The sequence below is a fragment of the Rhodoferax sp. SPJ4 genome (assembly GCF_058216275.1).
On sequence record NZ_JBYZMN010000003.1, the window covers coordinates 64977 to 77529 of the forward strand.

Below are 12553 nucleotides of genomic sequence, written 5' to 3' on the forward strand. Positions count from 1 at the left end.
CCGCCGGCCGCCCCCATGGGGCCGTGGGACAATTCTGCCCTGAGTTGTTGCCCTCCCCGTCCTTCTTTTCCCCTTGGAACGGGCCTGTCCGGCCCTCAAGCGCATGACCGCCTTCACCGTTGCCGATTTCGATTTCGACCTGCCCCCCGCGCTGATTGCGCAGCACCCCGCGCCCGAGCGCAGCGCCTCGCGCCTGCTCGATGGCCGCGGCCCCAGCGCCATCGACCGCATCTTCCGCGAGCTGCCTGAATTGCTGCTGCCGGGCGACCTGCTGGTGTTCAACGACACCCAGGTCATCAAGGCCAGGCTGTTCGGTGAAAAGCCCACCGGTGGCAAGGTGGAGTTGCTGGTCGAGCGGGTGCTGACCGGCCCCGAGGTGGTGGCCCACATGAAGGCCAGCAAAAAGCCCCTGCCCGGCACCACGCTGGCCATGGACGGCGGCTTTCGCGCCACCCTGCTGGGTCGCTGGCCCGACGAGCAAGGCCGGCTGTTCCGCTTTGCCTTGGCCAACGACGCCGGCGACGACCCGCACGCGCTGATGGCGCGTCACGGCCATGTGCCGCTGCCGCCCTACATCGAACACAGCGACTCGGCTGAGGACGAACGCCGCTACCAGACGGTGTTCGCCAAACACCCGGGCGCAGTGGCCGCCCCCACCGCCGCGCTGCATTTCGACGAAGCCCTGCTGGCCCGGCTGGACGCCCGCGGCGTGCAGCGCGCCAGCGTCACCCTGCATGTGGGCGCTGGCACCTTCCAGCCGATGAAGACCGAGCGGCTGCAAGACCATGTGATGCACAGCGAGTGGTACCAGGTGCCCGAAGCCACCCAGCAGGCGCTGGCCGACTGCCGGGCCCGTGGCGGCCGGGTGGTGGCGGTGGGCACGACCACGGTGCGCACACTGGAGTCCTGGGCCCGCAGCGGCCAGGCCAGCGGCGACACCGCCATCTTCATCACACCGGGCTTTGAGTTCCGGGTGGTGGACCTGCTGGTCACCAACTTCCACCTGCCCAAGTCCACGCTGATGATGTTGGTCAGTGCTTTTGCCGGCCATGCGCCGGTGATGGCCTTGTACCGCCACGCGATCGCCCAGCAGTACCGCTTCTTCAGCTACGGTGACGCCATGCTGCTGCAGCGCCCCACCCCCTCCCCTTCGGACGCCGCCCATGCTGCACTTTGAACTGCTCGCCACCGACACCGGCACCCATGCCCGCCGCGGCCGCCTGACGCTGAACCACGGCGTGGTGGAAACGCCCATCTTCATGCCGGTGGGCACCTACGGCACCGTCAAGGGCGTGATGCCGCGCTCGCTGGACGAGATGGGTGCGCAAATCATCCTGGGCAACACCTTCCATTTGTGGCTGCGGCCGGGGCTGGACGTGCTGCGTCAGTTCGGCGGCCTGCACCGCTTCGAGAACTGGCACAAACCCATCCTCACCGACTCGGGCGGCTTCCAGGTCTGGAGCCTGGGCGAGATGCGCAAGATCTCGGAAGAAGGCGTCAAGTTCGCTTCGCCCGTCAACGGCGACAAGCTGTTCCTCACGCCCGAGCTCAGCATGCAGATCCAGACCGTGCTGAACAGCGACATCGTGATGCAGTTCGACGAGTGCACGCCCTACGACACCAAAGGCCACATCACCACCGAGGCCGAGGCCCGGGTGTCGATGGAACTCAGCCTGCGCTGGGCCAAGCGCTGCCAGGACGAGGTGGCGCGGCTGGAGAACCCCAACGCGCTGTTCGGCATCGTGCAGGGCGGCATGTTCGAGGGCCTGCGCGACGAATCGCTGGCCGGGCTGGAGGCGCTCGATCTGCCCGGCGTGGCCATCGGCGGCCTGAGCGTGGGCGAGCCCAAGGAAGACATGCGCCGGGTGCTGCAGCACATCGGCCCCCAGCTGCCCGCGCACAAGCCGCATTACCTGATGGGCGTGGGCACGCCGGAAGACCTGATCGAGGGTGTTTCCAACGGCATCGACATGTTCGACTGCGTCATGCCCACCCGCAACGCCCGCAACGGCCATTTGTTCACCCGCTTTGGCGACCTGAAGATCCGCAACGCCCGCCACAAGACCGACGAACGGCCGCTGGACGAGACCTGCAACTGCTACACCTGCAAGGGCTTTGGCGCGGCCTATGCCAATGACGACACAGTGCCCTCCGGTCAGGGCGGCTTCAGTCGGGCCTACCTGCACCACCTGGACCGCTGCGGCGAGATGCTGGGCCCCATGCTGGCCAGCATCCACAACCTGCACTACTTTTTGAACCTGATGCGCGAGGTGCGCGAGGCGCTGGACGCTGGCCGTTTCGGCGCCTTTGTGCGCCAGTTCCACGCCGACCGGGCGCGCGGTGTCTGAGCCGGGGCTTGCAATCCGGCCCCCTGTCCCCACCTGTCTGGCATGAACACGCCGACCCCCACCCCGGTCATTCCCAGCCTGACCGTCACCCATGTGCTGGCAGAAATGTTGGAGAAGCTCGACAATAGCGGGGTGCCGGTCGATCCTGACCAGTACCGGATGGTCGTGGACCGGCTGGCTGAGGCGTTGCGCCACACGCCACCGGGAAAGGGGTTGTCAGCTTTGCTGGACTCCCATCCCGCGGCCGTTGCGCTGTACGAGAACCTCCATTACCAGCATGCGGGCCTGTGCCGCTCGCCGCTTGACGCCTCGCTGGCCGCCGAACTGGCCGCCCAGCAGGCCCTGGCGAAGGCACGGCACCGACCCAAAGAAGGCACCCTTCATGGCAAGAACTGACACCAAAACCGCCGTCGTCGCCGACGGCCTGCGCTACAAGTCCAAGGCCTCTGGCTCGCCGTTCGGCGCCACCTCGTCGTTCGGCGCCGCCACCATGTCGTGTTTCCTGTGCGGCAAGCACCGCGCCCGCTCGCAAATGGGCACCCGCAAGGTGGCCGGCAAGTCGCAAACCGTCTGTTCGCCCTCTTGCAAGGCGCTCGACGGCGGCACGCCTCCCTGACGCCCCAGCCGGCCACCGCCGTTCGCCAAGGACGGCTGTGGTCAAATAGGGCTCTTTTTTGACCCCCTCAGAGCACGCCATGCCCCAGAAAATCCGCACCGAAGCCGACCGCAAAGCCACCCCGGCCCCCATCCCCGCACCGGGCCAAACCCGCACCGCCGGCCGCGGCCAGAAGATCAGCCTGGAACGTGGCACCGCCACGCGCAGCAAGAAAAACCCCGGCAAGCGCCCCACCAAAGGCGGCTAAAGCCCCGTCTGCGGCCCGCAGGCCGCAGGTTTCCGCCACGGCCACGCCACGCGCGCTGGCCTGGCCCCCTTCCCCGATTTTTGCGCCCCCTGACCTGCCCGCTGGGCCGGCCATGGCTTGGTTGCGCCTGCGCCACCCCGCGGGTGGTCGCTGCCCCGGCCAGCCGCCGCGCCAGGGCACCCGGCTCCAAGTAGCCCATTGGTTGACGCGCTCCGCCAACACCCCCCATCGCCACCGCGCCAACCAGCGGCTGGGCGAAAACACAGGGGCGGCCCCAATGGCAGTGGCCCGTTGCCCAATGCGACCTTCCGGCCTCATTCAGCCGGACTTCCCATGAAATAAGTCACAGAAGCACTGAGTACTGAAGTTAACAAAGCCTTCAGTTGGAACGTTGTGGGACCGATGTACAGACATCACCACCCACTTTCACGTCTGGAACCCCGCCATGAGCACCACCGAACTCGCCTCTGCACCCGTCACCGCCGTGGTTGGCGTTGACGCCCCCTTGCTGGCCCAGGCCAGCATCGCGCCCGCCACCGCGGCCACGGCCGGCAGCGCCATGGCCGCGCCCGCAGCGCCGGCCGGCGTCGGCATGCTGTCGGGCGCCAGCGCCGGCACCCAGATCATCCGTGGCGAGACCCGGGTGTCGGTGGAAGGCAATGCCGCGCTGCAGGCCGGTGACCGTGTCATCGTGCCCAAGGACGGCAGCGCCAACATCACCTTCCCTGGCCCCGGCGCCAACAAGACGCCGCTGAACGGCGTGCTGGCCGGCGGCACCGACGCCGTGATCGGCGTCAAGCAGCTCGCCACCGGGGTGGAGCAGGTGGTGGTGGACGTGAGCGCGGGTGATTTGTTCATGGCCCAGCCGGACGACCTGGCCGACGCGGCCTCGGTGGCGGTGCGCAAGAAAGCCGCCGCCGCCGGTGGTTCGCTGCTGGGTGATTTCGGCCTGGCCGCGCTGGGCATTGGCGGTCTGGCCGCCCTCGCAGGCGGCGGTGGCGGTGGTGGCATCGACACCGCCACCATGATGCCGCCCCCCGGTTCCGGCACCACCGGTGACGGCACCCCCAGCGGCGGCACCGCCGGTGGCACCTCGGCCGGCCTGCTGAGCCCCACCAGCACCGCGGTCGACAACGCCACCAACGCGCTCAACGGCGGCGTGCTGGCCGGTGCCGACCTGGGCACCATCGCCAAACCGGTCGACGACGCGGTCGCCATGGTGACCGATGCCCTGAACGACGCGCTGGCCCCGGTGGTCGGCGACAATTTCACCCCCAACCAAGCCAACAACCTCGACCCGGTGGACGACCTGGTGGGCAGCGTCACCGCCCCGCTCACCAGCGGCGTCAGCCCGCTGGTCGACGGCCTGCTGGGCCAGGGTGCCACCGGCTCGCTGGTGCACCCGGTCACCACCCAGATCGACTTCCTGACCGACGCACTGAGCGGCGGCGCCAACACGCTGGGCCTGTCGCCGCTGGTCAACGGCGTCTACGCGGTGGAAAACGCACTGACCCCGGTGACCGACCTCACCAGTGGCCTGCTGAACACCGTGGCTGGCACCACCAGCGGCCTGCTGACGCCGGTGGCCGACATGCTCAGCACCGTCAACCTGGGCGGCTTGCTGGCCCCGGTGACAGGTCTGCTGGGCGGCACCGATGGCGGCGGCCTGCTGGCGCCCGTCACCAACCTGCTGGACGGTGGCTCGGACGCCGGCAGCCTGCTGTCACCCATCTCCGGCCTGCTCGGCGGCGCGCCCAATGCCGGGGGTCTGCTGGCCCCGGTGACCAATTTGCTCGGTGGCGGCACCAGTGCCCCCCCGGTGGACCTGAGCAACCTGCTGACCCCGGTGACCGACGCCTTGGCCGGCGCCGGCGGCACGGGCAGCCCGCTGACCCCCATCACCGGCACCCTCTCCGGCCTGACCACCGGCGACACCGGCGGCTTGCTGAGCCCGGTCACCGGCCTGCTGTCGGGCGGCGGTGGACTGTTCAAGCCCATGACCGACATGCTGGGCGATGCCACCAGCGGTCAGTCGCTGGACAGCAGCATGTTGACCAGCCTGCTGACCCCGGTGACCGACACCGCCGGCGGCCTCACCAGCAGCCTGGGCGGCTTCACCGCCGGCGGCAGCTTCACCGGCAACCTGGGCGGCGCGCTGTCGCCGGTCACCGACCTGCTCGGCAGCGCCGACATCGGTGGCATGGGTGGCCTGCTGAGCCCCGTCACCGACGCGCTGAACGGCACCACCGTCAGCGGCTCCGGCAACCTGGAAACCACCAGCGGCTTGGGTGGCCTGCTGGGCTCGGTGGACGGTGTCAGCAGCGGCCTGCTGTCTGGCCTGCCCATCCTCACCTCGCCCAGCACCTCGCCCGCGGCGCTGCCGGGCACCGACCTGCTCAGCAGCCTGCTGAGCATCCTGGGCGACAGCGCCACCACCGGCACTGGCACGGTGGGCACCAGCGACCTGACGGCCCTGAGCGGTGGCCTGTTGGCCCCGATGGAAGGTTTGCTCAGCGCCGCGGCACCGCTGTCGGCCCCGGAAGCCAGCGCCTCCTTCGATGGCAGCGGCCTGCTGTCCAACGTCAGCACCACCGCCGACTCGCTGGGTCTGAGCCAACTGCCCAGCATCTCCAGCGTGGCCGACCCCACCCATGTGTCGCCGGTGGGCTCGGCCCTCAGCGGCCTGACCGGCCACTGACCCCCGCGCTTTGGCGCCCAGGCCACGCCCTGCACGCACCCACTGGGGCGTGAAGGGCGTGGCCATTTCCAGGTCCGAGAAATCAAAGCGACACCACCACCGGCGCCTGGCCCAGGCCGGCACGCAGCAGCCAGGCGAACACCGAGTCCACCGTGACCGTCTCGATGCGGTCGGCAAAGCGCTTCTCGTTGGGGTGGTCGTCGAAGGCCACGTTGGCCGCGCTGAGCCGGCCGCCCAGCCGGGTCAGCGGACCGATGCGCAGCACCGTGGGCTGGTAGCCCTTGAACTGCAGCCAGGCCTGGGCCCGCTGGCGGCTGGCGTTGAGCCCGGCGTCCGGCCCCAGCACCGTGGGCTCCATCGCCAGCGCCAAGGTCTCGATGGCCCACTGGTTGGACTGCTGGTATTTCTGGCTCCAGGGGTAGCTCACCAGGTTGTAGGCCGGCTGGTGCAGCGCCACCGCCCGTGGGTTGTCTTGCAACAGGGCCCACAGCCTGTCTTGCACCTCGGGCGCGGGCACGACCCAGGCCGCCTCGAAACGCCACAGGTCGTCCAGGAAGAACTCGCCCAGGCCTTGCCGGTACAGCGCCGCGCTGGCGCTGCCACATTGGTTGAGCTTGTGCAGCACCCGCCAGACCTGGCCGCCGGGCGCACTGGCGTCGGCCAGCCTGTAGGCATAGCCCAGGTGGGAGTAACGCAGGCCGTGGGCGCTGAGGTCCTGGCCGGCGCGGGCCAACACCACCACCCGGGCGCCGCTGGCGTCCAGCGCGGCGGCGGTGCGCTCGGCCAGCGTTAGGCCACGCACCAGGGTCTCGGTGGTCAGCGGTTTGGCCTCGCAAGAGCGGCCAGCCTGGGCCGCCGGGCCGGCCAGCAACGCCAGCGCCAACAGCAAGGCCTTGGTGAAGGTGAACACAGATCGCATGGCCGCCCCTTCAAAAAGTGACGCGCTCGTTGTACAGCAGCGCGCGGCCCAGGGCGTTGGGCAAAAAGGCCATCGCCTCACCGGCCACCGACAACACCACCCCGGCACCGACCACGCTGGTGGTGACCAGCGTGCCCACGCCCACCGAGGCCGCACCGGCCGCCCGGCCCGCCACCGCCACACTGGCCCGCGCGCCGTCCGAGGCGCGCTCCAGCACATAGACGGTGCCGCGGGCCGACAACGCCACCGCCCGCACCACCAGCACCGTGCCGGCGGTGGACAACACCACCGGCACCGCAACCACGGTGGCCGAGGCGGCGGCACCGGCCACCACCACCGAGGCGATGGGCAGGGCCGAGACCGCACTCAGCGCCGAAGCCTGGTCCTGGGCTTGGGCATGGAAGGGGGCGCCGGCCAAGGTGAACGCGGTGGCGGCAGCGACCAAGAAAGAAGCAAACTTGTGTGTCATGGCAATTCCTGTAAAGCAGCTGGGATTCATTGGGTTTCAGCGGCCTGGGCGCGGCGGCCGGCGGCGTGGGCCTCTGACAGGTCGGCCTCGTGCTGGTCACGCAGGGTTTTGGCCAGCGTAAAGCTGCTGGTGATCAGGTAGAGCCAGCTGACGCCCAGAAAACCCTTGTAGGCCGGGTTGATGGCCATCTGCCACAGGCCCCAGCCGGTCAGGACCATGGCCATGAAAAAGCCACCCCAGACCACCGCCTTGAACAGCGGGGTGTCGCTGCGGGCGCCGCGGGTGGCTCGGGCCTTTTCGTTGTCACGGACAAACTTGGCCAGCACAAAGGCGGCCGACAGGCAGAACACATAGCCCATCACCATGAAGGCACGCTCCAGGTCCTGGCCCGGCAGCCAGGCCAGGCCCACGGCACACAGGCCGGCGGCGGCCATGAAAGACAGCCACACCTGCAGGCGCCAGGCCGACGAGTCGCGTTGAATCAGAACTTGCATACATCCTCTGGGTTGGTTGAGAGGACTGCAGTGTCTGGGGATGGCGCCCAAAAAGGCGCTCAATGGATGCAAAGTTCAGTGAATATGAACTTCAAGTCTCTTTTAGCGATACTTTCACAGCCCCGTCCGGGGCTGTGAGGGGGCCGCTTCAGTGGTTGAAGCGGTTGGGTTCCTGGCTGTCTTGCACACACCAGTAAATCAACACCAGCCAGCCAATCAGCGGGATCAGGCCCACCAGCTGGAACCAGCCACTGCGGTTGGTGTCATGCAGCCGGCGGGCGGCCACGGCGATGTAGGGCAGCAGCGTGGCCAGCGCAAACACCCCACCGAGTTTGTAATTCAGCTCCCCCAACACCAACTGGCCCAGCGCGCAGAACAGCACCCACCACCAGTATTCGGAGCGGCTGGCCCGGCCGCTGAAGGTGGCGTATTTGCCAAAGCAGGTGGTGATGGATTCGACAAACGTCATGGGACTCCTCGGTTGGGTGATGGGTTGGGTTCAGGCCGCCAGCAGCGCCGCCACACGCTGGCGCAGGCCCTGTGGCGACACGTCGGCGGCGGCCACCGGGGCGCCGACGTTCAGGCCGACCCGGTTGAACAGACCGCGGCGGAAGGGCTTGGCCATGGCCGTGCCTTTTTCGACGCGGCTGAAATAGCTGCCCCACAGGTTGGTCAGCGCCATGGGCACCACCGGCGGCGCCACGCCGTCGGCGCGGGCCAGCTCGAGGATCTTCATGATGCCGCCTTTGAATTCCTGCAGCTCACCGTCCTTGGTGATGCCGCCCTCGGGAAAGATGGCCAGCAGGTCGCCTTCACGCAGCACCTGGGCGGCGGCCGCAAACGCCGCCTCGTAGGTGGCCGGGTCTTCCTTTTGCGGGGCGATCGGAATGGCCTTGCCCAGCCTGAACATCCAGCCCAGCACCGGCGTGGCGAAGATGCGGTGGTCCATCACAAAACGGATGGGCCGCGGACTGGCCGCCATCAGCAGCACCGCATCGACAAAGCTCACGTGGTTGCACACCAGCACCGCCGGGCCCTCGGTGGGAATGTGGTCGCTGCCCTGCACCTTGAAGCGGTAGACGAAGTGCGACACCACCCAGGCCACGAAGCGCAGAAAGTACTCCGGTACCAGCAGGAAGATGTAGGTCGCCACCAGCGCGTTGGCGATGCCGGTGAACAAAAAGATCTGCGGGATGGTGAAACCGGCCTTGAGCAGCGCGCCGGCGATCACCGAGCTGGCGATCAGGAACAGCGCGTTCAGGATGTTGTTGGCCGCGATGATGCGGGCCCGGTGGGTGGCGGCGCTGCGCAGCTGGATCAGCGCGTACATGGGCACGCTGTACAGGCCGGCGAACAGGCTCAGCAGCAGCAGGTCCGCCATCACCCGCCAGTGGGCGGCGATGGCAATGAACTGCGCGGCGCTGAGGGCCTCGGCCGGCGGCAGGCCGCGGCAGGCGAAGTACAGGTCGATGGCGAACACACTCATGCCGATGGCGCCCAGCGGCACCAGGCCAATCTCCACCTGGCGCCGGCCCAGCACCTCGCACAGCAGCGAGCCGATGCCGATGCCCACCGAAAACACCACCAGCAGCAGCGAGGCCACCTGTTCGTTGCCGTGCAGCACCTCCTTGGCGAAGCTGGGGAACTGGCTCAGGAACACCGCGCCAAAAAACCACATCCAGCTGATGCCCAGCAGCGAGCGAAACACCACGATGTTGCCGTGCGCCAGTTTCAGGTTGCGCCAGGTCTCGCTCACCGGGTTCCAGTTGATCTTCAGGCCGGGGTCGGTGGCCGGGGCGCTGGGGATGAACTGCGCCACCGTGCGGCCCAGCAGGGCCAGCAGCACACAGGCCACGGCCACGTCGCGGTGGCCGGTTTCGGGAATCGCCACCAGCAGGCCGCCCACCACGTTGCCCAGCAGAATGGCCACAAAGGTGCCCATCTCCACCATGCCGTTGCCGCCGGTCAGCTCGCGGCTGTCCAGCACCTGGGGCAGGTAGGCAAATTTCACCGGACCAAACAGCGTGGAATGCAGGCCCATCAGAAAGGTGCAGGCCAGCAGCACCAACACGTTGTCCTGCACAAAGCCCCAGGCGGCCAGCGCCATGATGGCGATCTCCAGGTTCTTGACGAAGCGGATCATCCGCGTCTTGTCGAACTTGTCGGTCAGCTGGCCGCTGGTGGCCGAGAACAGCAGAAACGGCAGGATGAACAGCGCACCAATCACCAGCCCAGCCAGCGCCGGTGGCATCCAGCCCACGCTGAGCTGGTAGGTCACCATCACGGTGAAGGCGAACTTGAACAGGTTGTCGTTGGCCGCGCCGGAAAACTGGGTCCAGAAGAAGGGCCCGAAGCGGCGCTGACCCAGCAGCGCAAACTGGCTGCTGTGGCCCGGGGTGCTGGGAGGGGAGACGGGGGACTCGGTGCGCATGCGTCAGGCCTTCGCAAAAGGGGTGCCAATCGGTTCGGCCATTCTGCACGGAATCGGTGACACCTCGGTCGCCCGCAGTACGGGTGCATCTGCAAAACGCCATCGGTATCATGTATCGATACTGGAGAGCCACGATGAGCACCACCGCCGACCTGGTTCTGGCCCTGAAGGCCGAACTCAAAGCGGCCCAGATGACCTATGCCGACCTGGCGCGGGCGCTGGGCATGGCCGAGTCCAGCGTCAAGCGCATGCTGGCCAAGGGCGAGATGCCGCTGTCGCGCATCGACGCCATCTGCCGGGCCCTGCGCATCGACTTTGCCGACCTGGCTCGCCGGGTGGCCGACAGCCAGCCGCTGCTGGCCGAGATGAGCCAGGCCCAGGAGCAGGCGGTGGTGGCCGACAAAAAGCTGCTGCTGGTGGCCATTTGTGTGCTGAGCCAGTGGACGCTGGAGCAGATCACCGGCAACTACCGGCTCAGCGAGGCCGAGGCCATCAAGTACCTGGCCCAGCTCGACCGGGTGGGCATCATCGAGCTGCGGCCATTGAACCGCTACCGGCTCAAGCTGGCCAAGACCTTCCGCTGGCGACCGCACGGCCCGGTGATGACTTACTTCCGCGAGCACGCGCTGATGGACTACTACGCCGGCGGCTTTGACGGCCCGGGCGAGGGCCTGCTGATGGTGCACGGCGCGGTGAGCCGGGCGCTGGCGCCCTCGTTCCTGGAGCGCATGCAAAAGGTGGCGCAGGACTTTGCCCAGCAGCACCTGGCCGACCAAAAGCTGGCCGAGGCCGACCGCGAGGGTTACACCCTGCTGCTGGCGATGCGGCGCTGGGAGTTCGAGGCGTTTGGCCTGCTGCGGAGGTAGATCGCCCCCACGTTCGCGCACTGCGTGTGGCTCTCTGCCCCCCGAGGGGGTCGCATTTTTCCTTGGGGCGGCCCGGCGGAAAAACAGCCCTTGGTTCGCCGGCTGCGTGTGGCGCTCTGCCACCGAGGCGGCCACTCTTGTGAGCGGCTTGTCTGTCTAGTCTGTCGTGAACACCGTCAACACCCCGGTGTAGCCGTAGAGGTGGTGGCGGGCGATTTCGCCTCCGGCAAAAAAGCCGACCAGGGGCACGTCGCCAAGGGCACGGCGGACGATTTGCAGTTCGGCGCTGGGGCCGCCGAAATGCGGGCCGCCGCGGCCGGAGCAGCTGACGTAGAGCGCGCCGGCGATGCGCCGCGCCGGATGGGGCGCCGATTCGGCCTCGGGCAGGGCCAGCGCCGCGGCGGTGGCCATGGGCATGTCTTCGGGTTCCAGTTCCTCGCGGATCTCGGCGCAGATGCGCACCAGGTCGGCCCGCGCCGCGCCCACGTTGCGCTGGCAAAACGCCACCCGCATGCCGGGCTCCAGCGGCTCGGCAATCGCCACCCCCCTGCGGCCCGGGTCCAGGCCGATGATGTGGCGCACCCGCACATCAGCGCCAAAGTTGCCGGCCCGGCCGACCGAGCCCTCGCCCACCGCGTCGGTGCGGGAGATCAAGCCGGCCAAGGTGCCGCGCAGCCGCTCGATCGCCGCCTCGGGCTGCTCCAGCGTGATGTCCAGGTCATTCAGCAACACGTCCAGCGCCGGTTCGGCCCCCAGGCCCAGCATCACATTGCCCTGCACCGTGGTGATTTCGCGCATCGGCGTGATGGGCTGGCAGCCCTGGGTAACCCGCGACACCAGGCGCACGCCTTCGCCAAAGGCCACGCCACACATGCCACCGGTGAACACACCGCGCGCCGCGCCCTGGCCCTTGACGTTGCCGTTGCCAGCCAGCGCGAACTGCACCGTCTGCGTGCGGCTGGACGACAAGCCGCCGAACAGGTAGCCGGTGGTGGTGCGCTCGGCCATCTCGGCCACCAGCTCGGCCACGTCGGGCATGCTGCTGTCGGCATGAACCAGCGCGGTGTGGGCTTCGAAGCCCAGGCCCAGCGGGGCCACGCCGGAGAACACACGGTACTGGTCGGTGGGCAACTCACACAACATCACCGCCAGCGCCGGCTCGTCGAAGTACTCGACGTTGTTGGCGGCAATGCCCACGCCCACGGTGCCGGTCCAGTCGGTGACCTCGGGCAGCTCGGCACCCAGATGGTCCAGGATGTCCTGGGCCTCGTCGGCGTAATGGTCGGTGATGTAGAGCAGGCCCAACGTGGGGTTGGGCGCGTAATCGGGGCTGGCCATCAGGGCCCGCAGCTGGGCCAGCACCAGACCGGCGGCCATGCGCCATTGCGGGTGGGTCGCGTGGCCGTAGGGGAAAAGCTTCACGGGGCGGGGTGTCGTGGATGGCGTTTCATCATAGACCACCGAC

The 12553-nt window shown here is 68.3% G+C and carries 13 protein-coding genes; 7 read left to right on the forward strand and 6 right to left on the reverse strand.

Translation table 11 applies throughout. The features are described from left to right. Window positions 1-103: 103 nt before the first annotated feature. From queA to AC4BAR_RS11520, 6 genes are all read left to right on the forward strand, one after another. Window positions 104-1177, forward strand: a complete 1074-nt coding sequence (gene queA, locus AC4BAR_RS11495; protein ID WP_490628003.1) for a tRNA preQ1(34) S-adenosylmethionine ribosyltransferase-isomerase QueA — start codon at window positions 104-106, stop codon at window positions 1175-1177. Next, the gene (tgt, locus tag AC4BAR_RS11500; protein WP_490628004.1) at window positions 1164-2348 is read left to right on the forward strand and encodes a tRNA guanosine(34) transglycosylase Tgt; all 1185 of its coding nucleotides are present in this window, start codon (window positions 1164-1166) and stop codon (window positions 2346-2348) included. The genes queA and tgt overlap by 14 nt, the downstream gene beginning before the upstream one ends. Before the next feature lie 42 nt (window positions 2349-2390). Beyond that, window positions 2391-2744: a hypothetical protein gene (locus AC4BAR_RS11505; RefSeq protein ID WP_490628005.1), complete on the forward strand. Its 354-nt coding sequence runs from the start codon at window positions 2391-2393 to the stop codon at window positions 2742-2744. Continuing rightward, entirely contained in the window at window positions 2731-2964 is a 234-nt protein-coding gene (locus AC4BAR_RS11510) for a hypothetical protein (RefSeq protein ID WP_490628006.1), read from the forward strand. The genes AC4BAR_RS11505 and AC4BAR_RS11510 overlap by 14 nt, the downstream gene beginning before the upstream one ends. 79 nt (window positions 2965-3043) lie before the next feature. Beyond that, window positions 3044-3211 carry a hypothetical protein gene (locus AC4BAR_RS11515; RefSeq protein WP_490628007.1) on the forward strand — a complete coding sequence of 56 codons (168 nt, stop codon included), beginning with the start codon at window positions 3044-3046 and terminating at the stop codon, window positions 3209-3211. A 445-nt stretch (window positions 3212-3656) separates the two neighbouring features. Next, window positions 3657-5909, forward strand: a complete 2253-nt coding sequence (locus tag AC4BAR_RS11520; RefSeq protein ID WP_490628008.1) for a hypothetical protein — start codon at window positions 3657-3659, stop codon at window positions 5907-5909. An 82-nt stretch (window positions 5910-5991) separates the two neighbouring features. On the opposite strand, the gene AC4BAR_RS11525 is transcribed toward AC4BAR_RS11520, so the two are convergent. The 5 genes from AC4BAR_RS11525 to AC4BAR_RS11545 form a co-directional block, all read right to left on the reverse strand. Continuing rightward, on the reverse strand, window positions 5992-6828 hold the full coding sequence (locus AC4BAR_RS11525) for a DUF2145 domain-containing protein (RefSeq protein WP_490628009.1): 837 nt from the start codon (window positions 6826-6828) through the stop codon (window positions 5992-5994). 10 nt (window positions 6829-6838) lie between these two features. Continuing rightward, window positions 6839-7297, reverse strand: a complete 459-nt coding sequence (locus AC4BAR_RS11530) for a hypothetical protein (RefSeq protein WP_490628010.1) — start codon at window positions 7295-7297, stop codon at window positions 6839-6841. 26 nt (window positions 7298-7323) lie between these two features. After that, window positions 7324-7791, reverse strand: coding sequence for a YiaA/YiaB family inner membrane protein (locus AC4BAR_RS11535; protein WP_490628011.1), 468 nt, complete (start codon window positions 7789-7791; stop codon window positions 7324-7326). Between the two features lie 148 nt (window positions 7792-7939). Further along, entirely contained in the window at window positions 7940-8260 is a 321-nt protein-coding gene (locus tag AC4BAR_RS11540; protein ID WP_490628012.1) for a DUF805 domain-containing protein, read from the reverse strand. A gap of 30 nt (window positions 8261-8290) precedes the next feature. Continuing rightward, window positions 8291-10222 (reverse strand): MFS transporter, encoded by a 1932-nt coding sequence (locus AC4BAR_RS11545; protein ID WP_490628013.1) that lies wholly within the window; start codon window positions 10220-10222, stop codon window positions 8291-8293. Between the two features lie 134 nt (window positions 10223-10356). Between AC4BAR_RS11545 and AC4BAR_RS11550 the strand changes: the two genes are divergently transcribed. Then, window positions 10357-11088, forward strand: a complete 732-nt coding sequence (locus AC4BAR_RS11550) for a helix-turn-helix domain-containing protein (protein ID WP_490628014.1) — start codon at window positions 10357-10359, stop codon at window positions 11086-11088. Window positions 11089-11244: 156 nt separating this feature from the next. Here AC4BAR_RS11550 and AC4BAR_RS11555 read toward each other — a convergent pair whose 3' ends face one another. Beyond that, complete coding sequence (locus AC4BAR_RS11555) at window positions 11245-12510, reverse strand: FIST signal transduction protein (protein ID WP_490628015.1); 1266 nt, start codon at window positions 12508-12510, stop codon at window positions 11245-11247. Between the last annotated feature and the right edge of the window lie 43 nt (window positions 12511-12553).